This window comes from Mucilaginibacter sp. RCC_168 (genome assembly GCF_041355315.1).
Classification (GTDB): Bacteria; Bacteroidota; Bacteroidia; order Sphingobacteriales; family Sphingobacteriaceae; genus Mucilaginibacter.
In genome coordinates this window covers 109,738-133,450 of record NZ_JBFUPN010000017.1, presented here as the reverse complement: position 1 = coordinate 133,450, position 23,713 = coordinate 109,738, and the positions used below count along the sequence as shown (strand labels likewise).

At 44.2% G+C, this 23,713-nt stretch carries 19 protein-coding genes; 13 read left to right on the top strand and 6 right to left on the bottom strand.

The genetic code is table 11. The features are described 5' to 3' along the window. Window positions 1-166 precede the first annotated feature (166 nt). From AB6735_RS17245 to AB6735_RS17225, 5 genes are all read right to left on the bottom strand, one after another. Complete coding sequence (locus AB6735_RS17245) at window positions 167-712, bottom strand: YbhB/YbcL family Raf kinase inhibitor-like protein (protein WP_370997050.1); 546 nt, start codon at window positions 710-712, stop codon at window positions 167-169. Window positions 713-782: 70 nt separating this feature from the next. After that, window positions 783-1,844, bottom strand: a complete 1,062-nt coding sequence (locus AB6735_RS17240; protein ID WP_370997048.1) for an alpha/beta hydrolase — start codon at window positions 1,842-1,844, stop codon at window positions 783-785. Window positions 1,845-1,869: 25 nt separating this feature from the next. After that, window positions 1,870-3,078: an MFS transporter gene (locus AB6735_RS17235; RefSeq protein ID WP_370997047.1), complete on the bottom strand. Its 1,209-nt coding sequence runs from the start codon at window positions 3,076-3,078 to the stop codon at window positions 1,870-1,872. A gap of 84 nt (window positions 3,079-3,162) precedes the next feature. After that, complete coding sequence (locus AB6735_RS17230; protein ID WP_090463391.1) at window positions 3,163-4,041, bottom strand: AraC family transcriptional regulator; 879 nt, start codon at window positions 4,039-4,041, stop codon at window positions 3,163-3,165. A 93-nt stretch (window positions 4,042-4,134) separates the two neighbouring features. Then, window positions 4,135-4,284: a helix-turn-helix domain-containing protein gene (locus tag AB6735_RS17225; protein ID WP_255366831.1), complete on the bottom strand. Its 150-nt coding sequence runs from the start codon at window positions 4,282-4,284 to the stop codon at window positions 4,135-4,137. A 10-nt stretch (window positions 4,285-4,294) separates the two neighbouring features. Here AB6735_RS17225 and AB6735_RS17220 point away from each other — a divergent pair, with 10 nt between their 5' ends. From AB6735_RS17220 to AB6735_RS17200, 5 genes are all read left to right on the top strand, one after another. After that, a complete protein-coding gene (locus AB6735_RS17220) occupies window positions 4,295-4,525 on the top strand; it encodes an SDR family oxidoreductase (RefSeq protein WP_090463397.1) in 231 nt (76 codons plus the stop codon). A gap of 191 nt (window positions 4,526-4,716) precedes the next feature. After that, complete coding sequence (locus AB6735_RS17215) at window positions 4,717-4,911, top strand: hypothetical protein (RefSeq protein WP_090463400.1); 195 nt, start codon at window positions 4,717-4,719, stop codon at window positions 4,909-4,911. 655 nt (window positions 4,912-5,566) lie between these two features. Further along, window positions 5,567-5,986 (top strand): hypothetical protein, encoded by a 420-nt coding sequence (locus tag AB6735_RS17210; RefSeq protein WP_370997045.1) that lies wholly within the window; start codon window positions 5,567-5,569, stop codon window positions 5,984-5,986. A 365-nt stretch (window positions 5,987-6,351) separates the two neighbouring features. Further along, the gene (locus AB6735_RS17205; protein ID WP_370997044.1) at window positions 6,352-7,296 is read left to right on the top strand and encodes a nucleoside hydrolase; all 945 of its coding nucleotides are present in this window, start codon (window positions 6,352-6,354) and stop codon (window positions 7,294-7,296) included. 381 nt (window positions 7,297-7,677) lie between these two features. Continuing rightward, complete coding sequence (locus tag AB6735_RS17200; protein ID WP_370997043.1) at window positions 7,678-7,803, top strand: hypothetical protein; 126 nt, start codon at window positions 7,678-7,680, stop codon at window positions 7,801-7,803. 8 nt (window positions 7,804-7,811) lie between these two features. Here AB6735_RS17200 and AB6735_RS17195 read toward each other — a convergent pair whose 3' ends face one another. Continuing rightward, a complete protein-coding gene (locus AB6735_RS17195; RefSeq protein WP_370997042.1) occupies window positions 7,812-8,117 on the bottom strand; it encodes a hypothetical protein in 306 nt (101 codons plus the stop codon). 249 nt (window positions 8,118-8,366) lie between these two features. Here AB6735_RS17195 and AB6735_RS17190 point away from each other — a divergent pair, with 249 nt between their 5' ends. From AB6735_RS17190 to AB6735_RS17155, 8 genes are all read left to right on the top strand, one after another. Further along, window positions 8,367-10,022, top strand: coding sequence for a glycoside hydrolase family 28 protein (locus AB6735_RS17190; RefSeq protein ID WP_370997041.1), 1,656 nt, complete (start codon window positions 8,367-8,369; stop codon window positions 10,020-10,022). A 99-nt stretch (window positions 10,023-10,121) separates the two neighbouring features. After that, a complete protein-coding gene (locus AB6735_RS17185; RefSeq protein WP_255366832.1) occupies window positions 10,122-12,026 on the top strand; it encodes a glycoside hydrolase family 105 protein in 1,905 nt (634 codons plus the stop codon). Between the two features lie 25 nt (window positions 12,027-12,051). Continuing rightward, on the top strand, window positions 12,052-13,545 hold the full coding sequence (locus AB6735_RS17180; protein ID WP_370997040.1) for a tagaturonate reductase: 1,494 nt from the start codon (window positions 12,052-12,054) through the stop codon (window positions 13,543-13,545). A 12-nt stretch (window positions 13,546-13,557) separates the two neighbouring features. After that, window positions 13,558-15,210, top strand: a complete 1,653-nt coding sequence (locus AB6735_RS17175) for a UxaA family hydrolase (protein ID WP_370997039.1) — start codon at window positions 13,558-13,560, stop codon at window positions 15,208-15,210. Between the two features lie 168 nt (window positions 15,211-15,378). Next, a complete protein-coding gene (locus AB6735_RS17170; RefSeq protein ID WP_370997038.1) occupies window positions 15,379-16,392 on the top strand; it encodes a zinc-binding alcohol dehydrogenase family protein in 1,014 nt (337 codons plus the stop codon). A gap of 6 nt (window positions 16,393-16,398) precedes the next feature. Beyond that, window positions 16,399-17,943 (top strand): glycosyl hydrolase family 65 protein, encoded by a 1,545-nt coding sequence (locus AB6735_RS17165; RefSeq protein WP_370997037.1) that lies wholly within the window; start codon window positions 16,399-16,401, stop codon window positions 17,941-17,943. Window positions 17,944-18,161: 218 nt separating this feature from the next. Next, window positions 18,162-20,909, top strand: a complete 2,748-nt coding sequence (locus tag AB6735_RS17160; RefSeq protein WP_370997036.1) for a hypothetical protein — start codon at window positions 18,162-18,164, stop codon at window positions 20,907-20,909. A gap of 5 nt (window positions 20,910-20,914) precedes the next feature. Further along, the gene (locus tag AB6735_RS17155) at window positions 20,915-23,713 is read left to right on the top strand and encodes a glycoside hydrolase N-terminal domain-containing protein (protein WP_370997035.1); all 2,799 of its coding nucleotides are present in this window, start codon (window positions 20,915-20,917) and stop codon (window positions 23,711-23,713) included.

Here is a 23,713-nt window from a genome sequence, read left to right as displayed (position 1 = left end):
CATTGCATTGCTATCCGCCCGATGCTAAACCCTGGTCCTGGCGGGAAATACTGGTCAAAGAGCCGGAGGGCACATCATGTGCCCTCCCTGTAGTTATGCTTTAGATACTTGCTATCCTGTTTAAATGCCAAATACAGTTGCCATGCTAATTTTTAGTCTTACCCATTTAATATTGATCGTAAAATACCAAACTTGCCTTCGCCAGGGTATTTTTATAAATCGTAAATCCGACGCCAGGAGGAAGGGTGCTCGCATTTAATCCCAGTTTATCGGTTTTAAGTGCATACACCGTTATAATATATTGGTGTATGCCTGTATTAGCAGGCGGGCAAGGCCCACCATACCCGCCAACACCAAAGTCGGTGAGAGATTGTATTGCACCTTTTGGAGCCAGGTTTGCCGAAATCTTTCCGGCATTTGTAACAAGCTCATTAACGTTAGCGGGAACATCGAACATAATCCAATGCCACCAACCACTTCCGGTCGGCGCATCACTATCGTACATCGTAATAGCAAAGCTTTTAGTACCTGCCGGAGCGTTTGTCCATGAAAGCTGCGGAGATTGATTTTGACCGGTACAGCCGGCTCCATTCAGTCTTTCTTTCATGGTAGCCTGCCCCTGCAGGTCTTTACTATAAAGCGTAAATGTCTTCTGGGCAAAACCTGTAGCTGTGATTAGCAGGAAACAGATGATTAAACTTGTTCTTTTCATTTTATTTGTTTCAAAATTGTTAATACGATCCGGCTTCTTAATCGCAGGGCACCGACTGTCTTCAGGTGTTTTATTTTAAATTGGTTTTAAAGAAAGCTTCCAGCTTATCAAAAGGAATCAAATCTGTCCGGTCGTAAAGGTCAACGTGTCCGGCATTTGGAATTACAACCAATTCCTTCGGCTCCGCAGCCCTTTTATATGCATCAAAACTAAATTCCCTTGAATGGGCATTTGAACCGGTAATAAAAAGCATTGGGCGCGGCGAAATGGTTTCAATATCATCAAAAGGATAAAAATTCATAAATTTTACTTCCGCAGAATTGGTCCGGTTCTCTGTTTCCATCAGGGTATGTCCCTTGGGGATATGAATACCACGCTTTGTTCTGTAAAAGTCAAAGAACTCCTTGCGTATTGTATCAGCGTCCGCAGGTAATTTTTCCGGCAGATAATTCATATAATTGGGTTTCCCGCCCAAGAAATCAGCATAACGCTGCTCTGCAGCCGCAGCCAGGAATTGCCTGCGCTGTTCAAGTGTTTGCGACTTGTTCAACCCATTGCGGGTAACAGCACCCATATCATACATACTCACGGTTGCAATTGCTTTCAGCCTCGGATCGATTTTAGCCGCACTCACCACAAAACTTCCGCTACCGCAAATTCCGATAATGCCGATGCGCTCTTTGTCAATAAATGAACGTGTACCCAAAAAGTCGACCGCAGCACTGAAGTCCTCGGCATACACATCCGGCAAGACCGCATTAATCGGTTTACCCTCACTTTCTCCCCAAAAGGACAGATCGATAGCCAGTGTAATAAATCCACGGTCTGCCAGTGTAGAGGCGTACACATCCGCACCCTGTTCTTTAACAGCGCCCATTGGATGACCTACGATGATAGCGGGTTGCTTTTGCTTCTGATCGAGATTTTTAGGAATAAAAAAGTGGCCTATAACCTCCATCTGATACTGGTTTAAAAAAGAAACCCGGTATAAATTTACCTTATCGCTTACCTTAAAGGTAGTAAAGCCTGTTGCTGAGATCTGTTCCATTTTCAATTTGTTTTTTTGTGTTTGTGCCTGTATATGTCCTGTCATCATCATTGAGAACAGCACTATTCCTGCTAAGTATTTCATTGGTCTATGTGTTTAATTATTTATATTATTTGTTTTCTCTTTTCTTAAAGGCCAGCATAGCGGCCAGGGCAGCGACGAACGTAAAAACAGCGCTGGCAAGGAAAACGCCTTTAACGCCGGTGTGATCCATCATGATTCCGCCTGATGCCGCACCCGTGGTTATAGCAAGTTGAATAATCGCGATTTGCAAGCCGCCGCCGCTTTCAGTTTCATCCGGTACCGCACGTGTCAGCCACGCCGTCCAGCCTACCTGGATTACCCCCAAAAACATTCCCCAAAATGCAGTCAATAAAAAAGCGACCGGGATGATGTTCCCGAATATTGGCAGAAGAACAGCTATGCCGCACATTAAAAATGGCATAAGGATCAGAGAGCGTTGTAAGCCCCACTCAAAAAGGTATTTCGATAGTACTGTTCCAATAAGATTCGCGACACCGAACCCTAGGAGCAAAACGGAAAGCTGGTCATTAGCAACCCCAGTAACTTTCTCCAGGAACGGACGGAGATAAGTAAATAACGATGCATAGCCGATGAACATGAAGAACGTCCCCAGCATACCTCCTTTGACAGCGGGGCGCTTCAGCAGTTTTAACACGGAACCTAAACCGGGCGGGTTTTGTGTTGGCATCGAAGGCAGCGTTGCCGCCTGCCAGACCAGCGCACCTACACTTAGTCCTGATACAATGAAAAAAACGTTTCGCCAACCGAGCAGCGTTCCCAAATAGCTTCCCAATGGTGCCGCCGCTACTGTGGCAACAGATACTGCCCCAAATATGATGGAGAGTGCTCCGGGAACCAATTTAGGTGGTACCAGGCGCATAGCTGTCGCTGCGGCCATACCCCAGAATCCGCCGAGCCCGATGCCTAATAAAATTCGGCCAGCCAGCAAAAATGTAAAATTCGGTGAGAGCGCTACCAGGAGGTTGGATAAGACCTGCAACACGCAAAATGCTAACAGTACCCATCGCCTGTCCGTTTTTTTAGTTAACACGCCCATAAACAGGCTTGAGGCCATGGCAACTATTGCCGTTACCGATATTGCCTGACCGGCTGTTCCCTCGCTTATATTTAGGCTTTTAGCCATTGGGGTCAGCAAACTGACTGGCAAGAACTCCGAAATGATCAGACAAGCTACACCCAGAGAAATAGCGTACACTGCATTCCAGGATGGTTGGAGATCTGCAACAGACGTATCAAATTTTAATTCCGGACTTTCCTTTCCTGCGATGTTCATAGCATCTGATTTGTTTTTCAGATGCAAAAGTACTGCAGGTGCTGCCGCCCAAGTTAAAAGATTTCAAACCAATACTTAAGAATTTCAAATCTCGGACGCCCTGAAATTGCGGGGATTCGTGCCTGCTAATTTTTTAAAGAAGTTGTTGAAGTAAGAAGGATAATCAAAGCCGAGGGCATAGGCGATGTCAGAAATGTTCCAATCGGTATGCTGCAGCATGGCCTTGGCCTCATGAAGTACCCGTTCGGATATGTGCGCTGTCGTTGACTTCCCGGTAATTTCATTAACTGACCGGTTGAGATAGTTGACATGGACATTTAGGTTCCTGGCATAATCCTGTGCGGTCTTCAATTGCAGGGGACGGTCAGCCGTTTCTATCGGAAACTGACGTTCAAGCAATTCAAGAAAAACCGATGTGATGCGGGACGCCGCATTTTTATGCTGATCAAAGTTCTCTGAAGGCTGTAATTTAAGTGCCTCATGTATGATAAGATTGATATAATTACGGATCAGGTCATCTTTGTAAACATAATCTGTGCGTTGTTCTTCAATCATTTTCAGAAAGATGGTATTTAAAAAATCCCGCTGCTGATGATTAATTTTTAAGACCGGCGTACCACCAATCTTAAAAAACGGAGATTGTTGTAAGCTTTCGGAGCGCTCAGAAAGCTTTAAAAAATCTTCAGAAAAAAGACATGTATAACCGACATAAGTGGTTGAAAGCGTCTCCCAGGAATAAGGAATATGGGGATTGCCAAAAAACAACACCGTGTCATTGGCTTCAAAGCTTCTGTCAGCATAATGAATAATACTTTTGCCGGTCGTTAAGCAAATTTTATAAAAGTCTTTCCGGCTGTAAATGCGTGTGGCGTTACTGTCTTCCTCAATTTTGAATATATTAAAGCCTTTTAGTTTAAGTTCCTTGTTAAATTCCGAAACTGCGCGAGGCGTTTGATCTTTCATGCACAAAATTATAAAATTCAAACCTGGATGTCAAGCAACTTATGCTGAACATTTAGAACTGTGTAGGCGATTAAGGATTTGATGCGCAAGAAACTATTTCTGGATTGAACAATCCATACCTTCGTTAGGGGTGTATTTTATGTTTTTGTTTTTTTCTGCCGTTTCTTTTCCCCATTCAGCGATGGATTTAAGTAAAGGAATAAGAGATTTGCCAAAATCTGTCAATTCATAATCTACTTTCAACCGTGTAAATATTGTTAGCCCTGGGCCAACAGATACCCCTAACTATTCTAAACTTGGTTTCCCTGAAGAAGCGGTAGGTCAATTTAAAGCGCACTATGCTTCCAGCACCGCCGTAAAGAGAATGGGAAGTGCTGACGAAATTGCCAAAGTAGTTATATTCTTAGCTTCCGAAGATGCAAGTTTTATTACAGGATGCGAACTGATTGCCGACGGCGGTTTTATAAATTATGCGCTGAAATAATCAGCACTAACAAATCAAAGCAAACCTAAAAGCGGCGACTTCCGCTTTTAGAGCTTTTCGCTCTACAAAATAAAATAGTGATTTAAAGAAATCATACGATCAATATTAATTTAGAATAAGAGTTCAGTGTTCTCATCAATCAGCATTCGGCTACTTTGTGTCAGATCTTTCATTTTTTTAAATTTTTATCTTTGGACGGAAAGTCCGGGGAAGGCGGCAACAAAATAGAGATACGTGTGGCCACCGGCCAGTTAAACAGCTTTATAGGAAAGGCAAAAAGCGGGGATCAACGATACCTGCAGTTTAAAGCCAGTGATGACCAGGTGATGTCGGCAGGGCTAATCGGACCTGTAACAATTAGACCCGCTATTAATGTAAAACGATGAAGATTGTAGCGGAAGTCAATTTATTATTGTGCTCTTTACAGCTCGGCTTAGGCGGCTTATGATGTTTACATGAGGTATTAATATCATTTTCCATGCCTCATGTCATTCGCCGGATTAAAAACTTCTCAGTTTATCATCTAAAAAATCTTAATTGCCAATAGTTTTAAGTCATCCAAAAAGCAATGCAATATCCTTGTCGAATCTCTTAAGCAACTTTTAGTTCGTTCAATAACTTTAGCTGGGTGAATCAAATGGTTCGAATTATGTCCAGTCTGGAGCCAGAATGGGCAAGCACCAAAAAACGGTCGTTTGGTCTTCTTTTTTACCTTTTATTTCGCTGTTATCAAGTAGATACAAGAGTATAATTCACTTGTAAAAGCGGTTCGATGTTGCAATTCTTCGAAAGTGAATTTTTGGGGGTACATCGAACCGATTAATTGCCTCTTGTTATAACTTTCTGATTTTTAATAGATTGTATTTGATTTTGGTTAACGTGCTCATCGCCGGTCTAAGTAGCGGTTCAATATTCGCAGTTGCCGCAAACAATGATTTCACTCACACGAATTTGTTCATAGGTATAAACGGTTTTGCACAGTTTTCGTTCCTGGATAACCGCGAAAATTTGCCTATTGACTTAGATGTTAATTTCAATGAAATGACTGATTTCTATTCCCATTATACGGAAGTTAAAAGAAATTATGTATATCAACAAACCAATTATGTGTATGTGTGCCTAAGCCGAGTAACTGGAAAACTGTTTTTAGTTAGGGAAGGTGATTTTAAGAAAACCTCAGACATTAACTCCCAAGGGGCGATGTTGAACTTCTACAGAACTATTGAAAAATATTGGACTGTTTATTTATCGGATAGGTTAGAAAGTGATTTGCAAAGAGATGCTCATATATTATTTTCACTTTATTCTCACGAAAAAAACATTTTCCAAAAGTACATTAAAGTAGTTATCGGTTTTATTACATTTATTAAGCCAACTGGACGGGAGTTTACTTACAAATTTAATGATATAAAAAAAATGTATTCAAAAGAAGGTGAATTACGAATTCAACATAAATTTTGAAACAACTATGTTTTTCTTCAAATCGGGAAACGAAGATGTTATACCAATGGTAAACCTGTGTAATAGATTCTTTTTTTTTTAAAGCAGTTAGGCTATTCAATTTAGTTAGTAATGAGCTTGCCATTAATGAAGACGGCGGAAATAAAAGACCTATCCTGAGCATGATCACAAAAGAAAAATTATTAATAAATCTTCATACTTTAAAGGGACGTATAGCCCGAAAGCCCGCGGTTTATACCACAGATTTTCCAAAGACAATGAAAGAGGGCTTATATAGATTTAATCAAACAATAATTGCCATGAGAATATTCCAGACCATTTTTTTTCTGCTGATCTTCGTATCTCCTTTAATCGCCAATTGCCAAATGGCCCCTCTGATAACACCGCGTATGCGTGTAATCATAGACAATGATTTTGGCGGTGATCCGGACGGTCTTTTCCAATTAACACACCTGCTGTTGTCGCCATCGGTTGAGATAAGGGCTATTATCGGTACGCACCTAAATGCCCGCGATGGTTTCGACCCTTCTAAAACACAGGCGGATAACGCTGCAAAAAAAGCGCATGAATTATTGTCGGTGATGAAAATGGATGGGAAGATCCCGCTTATAGCCGGATCCAATACCGGCATGCCAAACGACAGCACGCCGGTAAAAAGCGATGCCGTTGATTTTATTCTAAAGGAAGCATTACGCACCGATACCAAGTTGCCATTATATGTGTTATGCGGCGCCGGGCTTACCGAAATTGCTTCGGCGGCATTAACCAAACCGGAAATTGCTGAAAAGCTAACACTAATATGGATCGGCGGCGCTGAGTACAGCGGTCTTGCCTTACCTCCACCCAATGGTTCGGCAGTAGAGTATAACCTGAATATCGATATTTTTGCCGCAAGAGCTTTATTTAACCGCAGCCAGGTAAATTTATGGCAGGTGCCGCGAAATGTTTACCGGCAAGCATTAATATCTTATGCGGAATTGGCAACGCGGATCAAACCAAATGGAGAGATCGGCAAGTACCTTTTCAACACCCTTGAGAATTTGATAGGAAGACTGCAAAAATACAAGTTTAATATCGGCGAAACCTATGTGCTGGGGGATAGCCCGTTGGTTTTGCTAACCGCTCTTCAATCATCGTTCGAGGCCGATCCGTCATCAAGTGATTACATGAACAATCCTTGCCCCATCATTACGAGCTCAGGTGTTTACCAATCAAATCCCAGCGGAAGAAAAATTAGGGTATATCAGCATATCGACACCCGGTTAATGTTCGGCGATTTTTTTTCGAAACTGGAATTGTTTAAAAACTGAGACATATAAAAATGAATTTTTTGAGAACGCTGTCGAACTGAAGTCTGTTTAACATGACGATAGTCTCTGAGTGGACATTCCGAAGCCCTTGATCACCATGTATGGAAATAACGAACCATTTGTTCTGCAACACTTTGATCATATTAATTCATTGATCAATAATTGTAATTCTCTAAAAGTGATAATACAAATCGGTGCTTCACATTGCACGGAATCGCCTGGTCAAGCCTCCCAGAATATCCAGACAAAGCTGGAAAGAGCATAACGGATTGTTTTTTGAGCACGAAGGTAGCCACGCTGTAAGATTGGGTGACTGGAAATTAGTATCGCAACGACCTGAGAATAAATGGAATCAGTACTGACCGCTCCAAATTAAATGACTTGAGCGCCAAATATCCTCAAAAAGTAGCTGAACTCGAAGCAATGTACAGCGCCTGGGCCACCCGGGTAGGTATGGTGGAATTTGATAAATTATCAAAATCAAAGGTGAATAATTTAATAAGGTAGTAAGTAAGTCAAGTGTCAATACTAACCATACCCAAGTTAAAAGAGAATGCTTTTTCGCAGCGGATCAGCTTCGGGCGAAAGCAGGCAGAACGATGGTGGGTATGTGTAATGGAAAGGGCATAGCAAGTTTTTGCAGAAGTGGGGGTAAGAGCGGCGAAGCGGGGCAAAATAATTGCAGCCCGTGGTTCAGTCCGGTTTGCAGGCAAAGGCTTGAGCGCAAAGAAGCCTTTCTGCTGCAAGCCTTTTTGGTTACATTTTTGGCTAAAAAAGTAACTGGCTCTCGCGCGGCCAAGAGCGCGACGAAGTAAGTTCATTGACCAAAGATAGTTACCTGCACGTCTTGGACTGCTTTGTTCCTCGATATGTCATTTTAATCCTGATTTAAAATAGAAACTCGGTGCGGCTTTCAGACCGCTCAAAATTTGCGCAAACGTTTCTGGGAACGTTTGCACGTTTTTAGTTAGCCAAATCCTTTTTTTTTTTGCTGTCAGCCACTAATCTTGTTTAGGATTTAACGGTCCTTCCAATTATAAGGCGAGAAATAGCTGTGTTAAAATAAAAACATGTCGGTAATAAAAATAAGGTTTGGGATAGCGGTTTTGCTTTTGGCAGGTTGCTTTACATCGCGGGCGCAGGTTCAGCAATATTCCTGGCAGCACTTGCCGCAGGCAGGTAAGCCCGTGTTTAAAAAGGATACCATCAATATTTTAAAATATGGAGCTAAGGCAGATGGCCTTACGCTAAATACAACCAGCATCAACAAAGCAATTGCCGCATGTAGTGCAAAGGGCGGCGGTGTGGTGCTCATTCCGCAGGGTTTGTGGTTAACTGGTCCGCTGGTTATGAAAAGCAATGTAAACCTGCATGTAAGCCGTGCAGCGCTGTTGCAGTTTACTAACGATAAAAGCCAGTATAAACTGGTTGAAGGCAATTATGAAGGCCATGTCGCGGTGCGTAATGAATCGCCGGTATCCGGTACTAATCTTACAAATATTGCTATTACCGGTGAGGGGATCATTGACGGGCACGGCGAGGCCTGGCGGGCGGTCAGTAAAGACAGGCTCACCGCAGCCGAATGGAATAAGCTCGTAGCATCGGGCGGTATAGTGAGCGAAAATGGCAGATCGTGGTATCCATCCCAAAGCTATGTTAAAGGGCTCAAAACTCCGGGAGCAGGTGTAATAGGTAATGGAAAAACCCTCAGGGACAATGAACCTTTTAAAGACTTTTTCCGGCCTAATATGCTGGTGCTTACCAACTGTAAAAAAGTATTGCTGCAGGGTGTTACTTTACAAAATTCGCCCGCCTGGGATATTCACACTTTATTATGCGAAGACCTTACTGTACAGAATGTAAGGGTTAGAAATCCCTGGAACGCGCAGAATGGTGATGGCATTGATGTGGAATCCTGCCGGAATGTTTTGATTGAAGGGAGCACTTTTGATGCGGGCGATGATGGCATCTGCATCAAATCGGGCAGGGACGAAGAGGGCCGTAAACGAGGCAGGCCAACCGAAAATGTAATCGTAAGGGATAATGTGATTTATCGCGCCCATGGTGGTTTTGTAATAGGCAGTGAAATGTCGGGCGGGGCGCGTAATATTTTCGTGTCTGACTGTACATTCATTGGTACGGATATCGGTTTGCGTTTTAAAACCACGCGCGGCCGCGGAGGTATGGTTGAAAATATCTTCATCAAAAATATCAGCATGAGGGATATTGCCCATGAGGCCATTCTTTTTGATATGTACTACAGTGGTAAATCGCCGGGCGAATCAGATGATGTAAACAATCAGACCGTTGTGGCGGTAACAGAAGCTACACCCTCATTTCGCAAGTTTTATGTGGACAATGTGGTTTGTAACGGTGCCGAAAAAGCGCTCATGATCAGGGGATTGCCGGAAATGGGGATTAAAGACATCCACATCGAAAACAGCACTTTCAAAACTGTTAAATGTGCCGATGTAATAGAGGCACAGAATATTTTCTTAAAAAATATCTGCTTCAAAAGCAAAGAAACCAGTCCGCTCATCAATATTCAAAACAGCAGCAGCGTAACTTTTAACCATATTACCTATGGCGATACCAGGCTGCTGTTCAGGATCGCCGGGAAAAAGTCGCAGCAAATTAAATTGCTTGATACGGATGCCTCAAAGGCAAAAAACAAAGTTGAGTTTGTTTCAGGCGCAGCAGAAAGCACGCTAACCAGTTCAAAATAATGAATGGCGAAACAAAGATTGTGGCTGATTGAAAAAATACATTGAACAGCACCTGTGCCGGGAATGATAACCGGATGTAACATTGATAAAATGAGCTATATGATGAAGAAAATATTGATGCTATGTGCTTTCCTGCCTGCAGGAATTGGGCTCAGGGCACAAACACAGCCATGGTCGCAGCGGATGGCTAACACCGCTATTCGTATTTGGAAAGATTCGTTGCCGGGAACTAATTGGTCGTATGATCAGGGGATCGTTTTACAGGGACTGCAAAGCGTTTGGCAGCAATCGGCAAAAGGCGAATATTTTAGTTATATCCAAAAATCAATGGATAGGTATGTAGGCACAGACGGAACTATCCGCACTTATAAGGCCAATGATTATACTTTGGATAATATCCTTTCGGGCCGAAGTTTGTTGTTTCTGCACCAGGTATCAGGTGCCGAAAAGTACTATAAAGCAGCTTCACTACTTCGTAAGCAATTAAATGGGCAGCCCAAAACAGCTGAAGGAGGCTTCTGGCATAAAAAAAGATATCCCAATCAAATGTGGCTGGATGGCTTATATATGGCCGAACCTTTTTATGCAGAATACGCATCGGTTTACCATGAGGATGTCGATTTTGACCAGGTAGCCGATCAGTTTATCTGGATGGAGCAACATGCGCGGGATAGCAAAACAGGGTTGTTGTATCATGCCTGGGATGAAAGTAAAAAGGAGCGCTGGGCAAATCCTCAAACTGGCCTGTCGGCAAGTTTATGGGCCCGTGCCAATGGTTGGTATGCCATGGCACTGGTTGATGTGTTACCCTATTTTCCGACCAATCACCCTAAACGTGCCGCGCTGCTCGCCATTTTGAACCGCCTTGTTGTGGCGATACAAGGTAGCCAGGATAAAAACTCGGGTTTGTGGTACCAGGTGCTTGATAAGGGGGGCAAAAAAGGTAATTATTTGGAAGCATCCGCATCTTGTATGTTTGTTTATACGCTGGCTAAAGGTGTAAGGGAAGGCTATTTGCCTCGAAAGTATTTACCGGCAGCCCGGAAATCATATGATGGCATTATCAAAAATTTCATCGAAATAGATGCTGATGGGCAGGTAAACTTTAACGGCACGGCAGGCGCTGTTGGTGTTGGTGGTGAGCCATACCGCGACGGTAGTTACGAATACTACACCGGCGTAAAAACTGTTACTAACGAAACCAAAGGTGTAGGCGCTTTTATGTTAGCAAGTGTGGAGATGGAGCGCCTAACTAACCTGAATTTAGGCAAAGGAAAAACCGTGCTTTTGGACAGCTATTTTAATAATGAGCATCACAATGATGTTACCGGCAAAAGTATCCCGTTCCATTACAAATGGGAGGAGCAAGATAACAATGGCTTTTCGTTTTTAGGGCAGATCTTTAACAATTACGGTCTGCAAACCAAAACTTTAAATGAAGCGCCGGATGCGAATAACCTCAAAAAGGCAGCAGCCTATGTTATTGTTGATCCCGATATCCCAAAGGAAAACCCTGATGCTAAATATATTGAAGAACCGCATGTTAAATCGATTAGCAACTGGGTGAAAAATGGCGGGGTATTGGTTGTATTAAACAACGATACGGGCAATGCCGAGTTTGTGCACCTGAACAAACTGATGGCAAAATTTGGTATTAGTTTTAACCTAAATAGTGTTAACAGGGTAGTAGGGCGCAACTTTGAACAAGGGGCAATTAATATTTCCGCCGGCAATTCCATCTTTAAAACGGCGCGCAAGGTTTACATCAAGGAGTTGAGTACGTTGCAGCTAACTAATGCCGCTGTTCCACAATTAATCAATGGTAAAGATATCATTGTAGCTACTGCCAAATATGGCAAGGGCACCGTGTTTGCAGTTGGCGATCCCTGGTTTTATAACGAATATACAGACGGCCGGAAACTGCCTCCCGAATATGACAATTTTAAAGCAGCCAACGATTTAGTAAGCTGGTTGGTTAAACAAATCCCTCAAACAAAAAAATAGCAACTTCATTACAACCCATAAGCACATGATATTATCACGATATAACCTAAACAAAACAACTGTACCGGCAACTGAATTACCGCCTGCTAATGTATTCGATCTGCCCGAAAAAGTGCTGCAGTTCGGAACGGGGGTATTACTGCGAGGCCTTCCCGATTACTTTATCGATAAAGCTAATCGTGCCGGGATCTTCAACGGCAGGGTAGCGGTTGTTAAATCTACCGATAAAGGCTCAACTACTGATTTTGATATGCAGGATGGTTTGTACACCATTTACTCCAAGGGGATTGAAAACGGCGAAGAGGTTAATGAGCAGGTGATCTGTTCGGCAATCAGCCGCGTGCTTTCTGCTTCAAGCGAGTGGGAGGAGATTTTGGAAATAGCCCGCAGCAAAGATTTACAGATCGTGATTTCCAACACAACCGAAGTGGGTATCCAACTGGTGAAGGAAGATGTGCGCAAACATCCGCCGGCATCATTTCCCGGCAAATTGCTGGCTATATTATATGAGCGCTATAGGGCATTTGACGGAAGGCCTGATACCGGTTTGGTGATCATTCCAACCGAGCTGATCATCGATAACGGCAAAAAACTGGAATCCATTGTGCTGGAACTTGCGCATTTGAATAAACTGGAGCCCGCTTTTATGGACTGGCTGGAAAGCAGCAATAGTTTTTGCAATTCGCTGGTGGACAGGATAGTACCCGGCAGACCAGATCAACAAATGAGCGACGCTATGGAAGCCGAGCGTGGTTATACCGATAACCTCAGCATCATGTCCGAAACTTATAGTCTTTGGGCTATCCAGGGCGATGAAAAAATTGCCGAAGTATTATCTTTTGCCCAGGCCGATAAAGGTGTGGTGATCACACCGGATATTGAATTGTTCAGGGAGTTAAAACTCCGGTTGCTTAACGGTACGCATACACTGAGCTGTGCCGTAGCTTATCTTTCAGGTTTTAAAACGGTAAAGGAAGCAATGGACGATGCGCATTTTACAAAGTTCATTACCCAGTTGATGTTTACCGAAATCATGCCATCCATCCCTTACCAGATTGATGAAGATGTAGCCCGCGATTTTGGTAATAAGGTACTCGACAGGTTTCGCAATCCGAACATCAGGCACGAGTGGCTGAGCATTTCGGTGCAGTACGCCACTAAAATTAAAATGAGGGTTATTCCGTTATTATTAAACTATTACAAACAAAATAATAGAGCACCTCAATTGATGGCCCTTGGTTTCGCGGCTTTTATCCGCTTTATGCAAATTACCGAAATTGCCGATGGTAAGTACACCGGAACAGCGTATTCAGAGAATTATGCGGTAACTGATGACCAGGCACCCACTTTAAGCAAAGCATGGAACGCTGCCGATGTCGAAACAGCCATAGCCTCTATCCTTAAAAATAAAGGCCTTTGGGATGCCGATCTGACAACGTTATCCGGCTTTACGGAAGCGGTGACAGCGCAGTTTAAGCTTATTAACGAACATGGAAAACTGGAAATAAGTGCTATTTAAACAGGAAGAGAGATGAAACAGAATATATTAAAAATACATCCTGCCGATAATGTACTGGTAGCATTGACCGATCTACAGGCCGGCGAGCAGGTTACTTACAAAGGTGAAAGTTATACAGTAAAGGAACCAGTATCGGCTAAACATAAGTTTGCCATTGTGGAAATCCCTGAAGGGGGCGAGATCATCATGTATGGGGTATTGGTAGGTAAGGCTCAAAGTCCAATAGCGGTTGGCGGTTTGCTTAGTACTGCCAATGTAAAACACGCGGCAAACAGCTTTTTAACAGGCCAAAGCCATACCGATTGGCACAAGCCGGATATTAGTAAATGGGAAGGCAAAACATTTAACGGCTATCACCGGGGCGATGGCAGCGTAGGCACCGCAAATTACTGGCTGGTTGTGCCGATGGTGTTTTGCGAAAATCGTAACATTGAAGTATTGCAGGAAGCTTTGGTTAAACCTTTAGGCTATGGCCGAAAAAAAACATACGAGATCAAGGCACAGGAGTTGATTGGCAAAATAAAGGCGGGGGCAGAGATAGATGAGGTTTTATATACTGAAATAGGCAATGATACCGCGCAAAGCGCAGGCAACAAGGTTTTCCCTAACGTTGACGGCATTAAGTTTTTAACGCATACAGGTGGTTGCGGCGGTACCCGTCAAGACTCGACTGCGCTTTGCGGTTTGCTGGCTGGTTACATTACGCATCCGAATGTAGCCGGAGCAACGGTTTTGAGCTTAGGCTGTCAGAATGCCGAGGTGAAAACTTTGCAGGAAGAGATCAACAAACGCTCACCACAGTTTGACAAACCCTTATATATTTTAGATCAACAGAAAACGGGCAAGGAGGCCGATTTGATGGAACTGGCGATCAGGCAAACACTTGCTGGCTTGATGCACGCCAATCAGTATACCCGTAAACCGGCTCCTTTAAGTAAGCTGACCATTGGGTTGGAGTGCGGCGGTTCAGATGGCTTCTCGGGCATTTCGGCAAACCCAGCTATCGGTTACACTTCGGATCTACTGGTAGCTTTGGGTGGTTCCGTTATTTTGGCCGAGTTTCCGGAACTATGTGGCGTGGAGCAAAACCTTATTGACCGTTGCCTGGATAAAACCAAGGCCGAACGCTTTGCCGACCTGGTACGTACTTATAGTCAACGCGCAGAGGAATCCGGTTCAGGCTTTTACATGAACCCATCGCCGGGCAATATTAAAGATGGTTTGATCACCGATGCTATCAAATCTGCCGGGGCGGCTAAAAAAGGAGGTACATCGCCGGTGGCCGATGTGTTAGATTATCCCGAAAAAGTAACACAACCGGGTCTTAACCTGCTGTGTACACCAGGCAATGACGTTGAATCAACCAGCGCCGAAGTTGGCTCAGGTGCCAACATCGTACTGTTTACCACCGGCCTGGGGACACCTACCGGTAACCCGATAGCGCCGGTTGTAAAAATTGCAACCAACACCGCGTTATTTAACCGTATGAACGATATTATCGACATCAACACCGGTACTATTGTGGAGGGTGATGAAACCATTGAACAAGCAGGAGAACGCATTTTGGACTATGTTGTAAAAGTGGCGAGCGGAGAAATTGAAGTCCACGCGGTACGTCACGGACAGGATGATTTTATCCCGTGGAAAAGAGGAGTTTCGCTTTAAATTGCATATTTACTTTTTCCACCCGTGTGCGTGTCCCCACAAACACACGTAGACAGGTATTGAGGGTTATATGGAATGAAGAGAGTTAGAAGGAAGAAATAGCCAAAATAAAAAACACCAGGTTTTCGTGAGGACACGGAAACAGGAGAGAAACATGACGAAAAACTAATGAAAATATTAACCTGTACCACACCCGGTCAGCTGGAATACGGCAATGCCGATATGCCGCAATTAAAACCGGGTTATTCGTTGCTCAAAATAAAACGCATAGGTATTTGCGGTACCGATCTGCATGCTTTTGAAGGGACACAACCTTTTTTTAGCTATCCAAGAATTTTAGGTCACGAGCTTGCCGCTGAGTTGGTTGAAACCGGTGATGCCGAAAGTTTTGAAAAGGGTGAATCAGTAACTTTTATTCCCTATTTCAATTGTGGGCATTGTATTGCCTGCCGCTCCGGTAAGCCAAACTGCTGTGTAAATATCCGGGTTTGCGGTGTACATACCGATGGTGGCATGGCCGAATACCTGCAGGTTCCATCGCATTTACTGGTTCATGGCGAGGGATTGAGTTTTGATGAACTGGCATTGGTGGAGTCATTGGCCATCGGTGCGCATGGCGTTAGGCGGGCCAATGTTAAACCCGGCGAATTTGTACTGGTGATAGGCGCCGGACCGATTGGCTTAGGCATTATGGAATTTGCCCGCATTGCCGGTGCAAAGGTCATAGCTGCCGACGTAAATGAACAGCGCCTTAACTTTTGCCGCGAAAACCTGAAAGTCGATTATACCATCAACGTAAAGAACGAAGATGTAGCCGAACGTGTGAATGAGATCACCAATGGCGATATGCCTACGGTGATTATCGATGCGACCGGCAATCAAAGGGCTATAAACGGTGCGTTCCTGTACCTGGCGCATGGCGGCAGATACGTGCTGGTTGGCTTGCAGCGTGACGAGATCATTGTAAGTCACCCCGAATTTCATAAGCGAGAATCTACCTTAATGAGCAGCCGTAACGCCACCCGCGAGGATTTTGAGCATGTGATCCGTTCTATGAAAAGCGGACTGGTAAACCCGCAAACGTATATCACCCACCGGGTGGCTTTCGATGAAATAAAAGATCAGTTTGAAAGCTGGCTTAACCCCGCCAACGGAGTTATAAAAGCAATTGTGGAGGTATAAGTGATAATGAAAAGGGCGTTTTTGATCGGCTTGTTTTTTTGCGTTGTGGTAAATGCTTTCGCACAGCAAAAGCCTGTGCTGGGTTTTGAAAAGCTAAAAACCTACGTAAACGGTTTTAATAAAATAGATACCGAAACGGTAAAGAATTACATTACCAATGACCATGCCTACGAATGGCTTGCCAAAAATGTTCCTTTGTTTGAATGTCCCGATTCGGCAATTCAGAAGATCTATTATTACCGCTGGTGGACGTTCAGGAAACACCTCAAACAAACGCCGGACGGCTTTATTTTTACCGAATTCATAACTCCGGTAAGTTTTACGGGCGTTTATAATAGTTCAAGCAGTGCTCTCGGTCACCAGGTTTATGAGGGGCGCTGGCTGCATGATCCGCAATATATCAATCAGTATATTCACTTTTGGCTTTATGTCGATCCTAAGCAAAAGAAGCCGCACCTCCATGCTTTCAGCAGCTGGATAGATGACGCGGTTTATAATTACTACCTCGTAAACCTTAACAAAAAGTTTGTGGAGCAGGCCCTGCCTTTGCTCAACACCGACTATCGTGTATGGGAAACTGAAAAGCAGCTGCCTTCCAAACTGTTCTGGCAGTTTGATGTGCGCGACGCGATGGAAGAAAGTATCAGCGGGGCGCGCAAGGTCAAAAACATCCGGCCTACTATTAACAGCTATATGTATGGTAATGCGGTAGCCCTGTCAAAAATGGCAGCGCTAACTGGCAATGATTCGCTGAAAATAAAATACGCACAAAAGGCTATCGACCTAAAGAAATTGGTGCAGGATAGTTTATGGAATGACAGCGCTTCCTTTTTTGAAGTGCGCAAACCCGACGGGCATTTTGCCGGTGCTCGTGAGGAACTGGGCTTTATCCCCTGGTATTTTAACCTGCCCGATGATAAGCCGGTATATGCCAAACAATGGGATCAGTTGATAAATCCCAAAGGTTTCAACGCGCCATGGGGCATTACCACTGCCGAACGCAGGCACCCACTGTTCCGCACCCACGGTACCGGGCATGGTTGCGAATGGGATGGAGCGGTGTGGCCATTTGCCACCACGCAAACCTTAAAAGGACTGGCCAATCTGCTTACCGCGTATCAAAATAAAGGCACTATGACGCCGGGTGTTTTTTATAATGAACTGCATAAATATGCCCTTTCACACATTAAGCGGGGACAGCCTTATTTGGGTGAATACCAGGACGAAAAAACAGGCTATTGGCTTAAAGGTGATAACCCAAGGAGCAGCTATTATAACCATTCCGGCTTTTGTGATCTGATTATCAGCGATCTTGTGGGCTTAAAGCCCCGCGAGGATAATATTTTGGAAATCTTCCCGCTGGTTCCCCAAAACCAATGGAAATGGTTTGCATTGGATAATGTACTTTATCACGGGCACACTATCAGCGTGGTTTGGGATAAAACAGGCACAAAATATCACAAGGGCAAGGGGTTCATCATTTATGCCGACGGTAAGGTGATATCCAGGAGTGTACAATTAAAACATGTACTGGTAAAGCTCCCGGCTTAATCCTGACTCATTTTCTCTCTTTTATTGGCTTTGCTGGCTTAAATGATGATAATATCGTATAGTAGATAGAGAAAATATCAGATGAAATTACAGCAGCGTACTGATATTTTTGAATACTATACAACCAATTAAGTTCACAACCAAAGGTATCGTTTGAGATACTGAAGCCTTCGTTTTAAAAAAACGGGCTTTGGTAAGCCTGTTTAATACGAATGAAAATGAAGATGTCCAATCGTTATCTCCTGCTGTTATTCGCGCTGATCTTTTCTTTTCATTCAAGCTTACACGCGCAAAAACCTTCAAAAAAAATCACCATTATTACCTTGCCTAAACATCACGCAAGGATAAGTTATGGCGTGCAAAAGCTAACGATTGCCTTGCAGCACGCAGGCTATTCGGTTGCAGAACAATCCTATAAAGGCGCGATGCCCTCAGGCAATGCAATAATTGTCGGTTTACTTACTGATGCGCCAGTTATGAAATTAGTCGGTTCTGCAATTAATCCTCCCGGCAAAGAAGGCTTTATCATCAGTGATCATGGGCTTAAAAATAAACTGCTAATAGGTGGTGCTGACAATTCCGGCGCGCTTTACGGCTGCCTTGAACTGACCGACCAGATAGCCCTGAATAAAAAGCTGCCTGTAAATATTAATGTGCATGACCAGCCTGAAATGGTTTTGCGGGGTGCCTGCGTGGGCGTACAGAAGCCTGCCTTGCTGCCCGGTCGCGGTACTTATGAGTATCCTTATACACCGCAAAACTTTCCCTGGTTTTATGACAAGGCTTTATGGATCCGCTACCTGGATTCACTGGCCCAAAACCGCATGAATTCATTGTATCTGTGGAATGGACACCCTTTTGCATCATTAGTGAGGGTTAAAGAATATCCTTATGCTGTTGAGGTTGATGATGCTACCTTCAAAAAAAACGAAGAGATTTATAGTTTTTTGGCCGATGAAGCTGATAAGCGGGGAATCTGGCTTATCCAGGGATTTTACAATATTATTGTATCCAAACCCTTCGCCGAAAAAAATAACCTCAAAACACAGGACAGGAACCGGCACATCTTACCTGTAATTGCCGATTATACCCGTAAATCTATCGCTGCCTTTGTACAAAAATACCCACATGTAGGTTTGCTGGTTACCCTTGGCGAAGCCATGGAAGGCGTTGGCCAGGACGATATTGACTGGTTTACGCAAACCATTATTCCGGGAGTGAAGGATGGCTTAAAAGCTTTAGGCCGCACGGATGAACCGCCGATTGTACTTCGCGCACATGACAGTGATGCGCCGGCGGTAATGAAATATGCCAAACCGTTGTATCACAACCTGTATACTATGGCCAAATACAATGGTGAAGCCCTCACCACTTACGAGGTACATGGCCCATGGGCCGATCTGCACCGCACCTTGAGTAATATCGGTACCGTGCAGATAGAAAATGTACATATCCTCGCCAACCTGGAGCCATTCCGCTATGGCTCAGCCGATTTTATACAAAAATGCGTGCAGGCCATGCATACAGTTTACGGTGCAAATGCCCTGCATTTATATCCGCAGGCATCCTACTGGGACTGGCCTTACACGGCCGATAATACAGGAGGCAAGCGTTTGTTGCAGTTGGATAGGGATTGGATCTGGTACAAAGCATGGTCGCGCTATGCCTGGGATAGCAAGAGGGACCGGGCAGGCGAGATCCGTTACTGGGCAAAGCAACTGGCCAATAAATATGGATGTGATCAGGCCGGCGGCGAGGCCATTTTAAAAGCTTATGAACAATCAGGCAATATCTCGCCAGAGTTGTTGCGCCGTTTCGGTATTACTGACGGTAACCGCCAAACCATGACTTTAGGAATGCTGATGAGCCAGTTGGTCAATCCCGAAAAGTTTGGCTTGTTTTCTTTACTGTATAATTCGGAAGGCCCGGTTGGTGAAATGATGAGCGAGTATGCCGAAAAGGAGTGGAGACACCAACCTCACACCGGCGAAACACCGGTTAAGGTTATCGATAGTGTAATACAGCAAGGGCAAAAAGCGGTCGAGGCTATCGACAAAGCCTTTCCCCGGGTAAGTAAAGATAAAGCTGAATTTACCCGTTTAAAGAACGATATATACTGCTATAACGCGATGGCCAAAAGTTATGCTTACAAGGCAAAGGCAGCCTTATGGGTACTGCGCTATAAATATTCGGACAGCGTTGCCGACCTGGAAAAGGCACTGCCCGAGCTGCAAACCAGTTTGGATTACTATAAACAACTGGTTAAACTAACCGAAAATACTTACCTGTACGCCAACAGCATGCAAACTAAACAGCGCAAAATCCCGATTGGCGGTAATGATGCAAAAATGAAAACCTGGGTTGAGTTATTGCCTGTTTATCAAAAGGAACTGGACAACTTTAAAAGGAATATCGATTCGCTGAATTCGCCGCAAACGCAGCAAAAACAAAAAGAGGTTACGGTTTTGAAAGATGCGCCAGTGATTCTTAATACCGGCAACTATCAATTACAAGCCGGAGAACAGGTATACACGGATACTACCGCGATCATCAAAAATATAGCAAAAGAATTGGCAGGTTTAAAAGGCATCAAGCTGTCCAAGGCGGATCAACAGAAGAACGGAACGGCGATCAATTTCAAAAGTGATAAGCCAGTAAAAGTACTGGTTGGCTTTTTTAACAGCAAAATGGCCCAATACCTGCCCGAGCCGCAACTGGAAACAGATGCCAGCGCCAATGATTACGGTCAGGCGGATATCAGAATTGCAAATGCTATTCAAGTTGATGGCTTGCCGCCTGTGAATATTCATACTTATACATTTAAAGCGGGGGCAAACACCCTTACCTTAGGCAAGGGTGCGGCGCTGGTTTTGGGTATTGTTGATGCAGATGTCAATGTACCGGTTTACGATGCAGGCTTAAGCAACGAAGGAAATATCAAAGATTTACGCTGGCTTTTTAACTGAGATTTATGAAAGGCAGGAAGAATTTATTTATTGTAATATTTATGTTTGGAATTGCGCAAGCATTTGGCCAGTCGCAACCCCTGAAGCTTTGGTATAAACAGCCCGCCCAAAAATGGACTGATGCTTTGCCTATTGGCAATGGCCGCATAGGGGGCATGATCTATGGCGGCGTTACCGAAGACCATATCCAATACAACGAACAAACACTGTGGACAGGTGGTCCCCGCGACTACAACCGTAAAGGAGCTGTGAAATATTTGGAGCCTATCCGCAAACTGCTGTCCGAAGGTAAGCAAGCTGAGGGGGAAGCATTGGCGCAACAGCATTTTATGGGGATGAAGAGCAGCGAGCTAAGCTATGCTGCTGACTCGGCTAAGTGGTTTGCATCTATACAGGCCAAAAGACCGCAAGCTGAAGACAAATTATGGGAAAACATTACCTTGCCAACCGAGCAGGGCTGGGAAACAACGCCCAGCATGGAGGGGCTGGATGGTGCAGTTTGGTTCACGACGACCGTTAATGTACCTGCCAATTGGAAAGGTAAAAACCTGGTTGTAAATCTTGGCCGCATCCGCGATGTAGATTTTACTTACATCAATGGGAAGCGTATTGGAACAACCAATGGCACTGCCTACCGGAAATACACTATCCCGGTAGGCGACTTGCATTTCGGTAGTAATGAGCTATCAGTCCTGGTAGTTAATTTTTATGATAAGGGTGGTTTTACGAGCAACGCCAAAACGCTATCAATTTATCCTGAAGGAGATGAAAGCGCCGCTATCAGTCTTGCCGGAAAATGGAAATATTGGATAGAGGATGATAATCCACCGTCGTATCCCCGTTATAATGGAGATTATCAGTCGTTTGCCGATTTGTACCTGCAATTTCCAAAGCAGGAAGTAACAAATTATCAACGTGATCTCGATCTTACCAATGCAACGGCTCATGTAAGCTACAAAGCCGATGGCGTAACCTACACCCGTGAATATTTCAGCAGCGCACCAGATCAGGTTATGGCTGTGCATCTGACGGCGGATAAGCCCGGTAAAATTACCCTGAAAGCATTGCTGAGCAGTCTGCATAAAAACTACGTCACCCGTAAAGTTGATGACCATACAATTGCGCTGTCGTTGAAAGTAAAAGGTGGCGTTTTACGTGGCGTAAGCTATCTGTGTGTACAGGCAACTGGCGGTAACGTAGTTGTAAGCTCAAAAAATATATCAATTACGGAAGCTAACGAGGCAACTTTTTATCTTACGGCGGCAACCAATTTTAAAAACTATCATGATGTATCGGGTAGTCCGGAAGCTATCTGCAGAAAACAGATCGCTGCTATAGTCCATAAGAGTTATGGGGGTATCAAAGCGGCCCATGTCAAGGATTATCAAAAGTATTTCAATACGTTTTCCGTTGATTTAGGCAAAGGAGAAAATGCTGATCTGCCAACTGATGAGCGGATTCTGAAGTTTGGGCATTCTCCTGATCCTTCTTTTATCAGCTTGTATGTGCAGTATGGCAGGTATTTACTCATCTCCTCATCAAGACCGGGTAATGGCCCGGCGAATTTACAGGGTTTGTGGAACAACCTGCTGACACCGCCATGGGGCAGTAAGTTCACCACCAATATTAACCTCCAAATGAATTACTGGCCTGCCGAGCTGCTTAACTTATCAGCTTGCAGCGAGTCGTTTTTTAGCATAATCGATGATCTCGTTAAAACTGGTCATGAAACTGCTGTTGAGCATTACGGCGCGCCGGGTTGGGTACTGCATCACAATACTGACTTATGGCGCGGAACCGCGCCTGTCAATGCTTCTAATCATGGCATCTGGGTGAGTGGCGCGGCCTGGCTTTGCCACCAGTTATGGGAACATTATTTGTATGCCGGCGATAAGGGCTTTCTGCAAAATCGGGCATATCCCGAAATGAAAGGGGCGGCTGAGTTCTTTGTACACTTTTTAATAAAAGATCCAAAAACAGGCTACCTGATCAGTACACCATCCAATTCGCCCGAGCATGGCGGTTTGGTTGCCGGGCCAACGATGGATCACCAGATCATCCGCGATTTGTTTAAAAACTGTATTGAAGCCTCCAAAATATTAAACATTGATAAAGCTTTTGCCGATACGCTAAAACTCAAATACAGCCAGATAGCACCGAATAAAATTGGCAAATATGGACAGTTGCAGGAGTGGCTGGAAGATAAGGACGATACCACGGATACCCACCGCCATGTTTCGCATATGTGGGGTGTTTATCCCGGTACCGATATTACCTTTAAAACTCCTAAACTGATGAAAGCTGCCGAACAATCTATGAAATACCGGGGCGATGAAGGTACCGGCTGGAGCATTGCCTGGAAGGTAAATATCTGGGCGAGGATGCACCAGGGCGATCATGCTTATCTCATGTTAACCAAATTGCTTTCGCCTGCTGATGTAAGTTCGGGCAAGGAAAAAGGTGGGGTTTACCACAACCTGTTCGATGCGCACCCGCCGTTTCAGATTGATGGCAACTTTGGCGGTGCGGCTGGTTTAGCTGAAATGCTTTTACAAAGTCAGGGTGATGCTATTGAGTTACTGCCCGCTTTACCAACTGCGTTGCCAAAGGGAAATATCAAAGGTATCTGTGCAAGAGGTGGTTTTGTGCTGGATTTTGAATGGCAAAATGGACGGTTGGAAAACCTGCAGGTGCTTTCAAAACTTGGTAATCCCTGCCGTTTAAATTATGCCGGTAAAACGGTCAATCTCGATACTCAAAAAGGTAAGATTTATCGCTTTGATGCGTATTTGAAGCAATTGTAA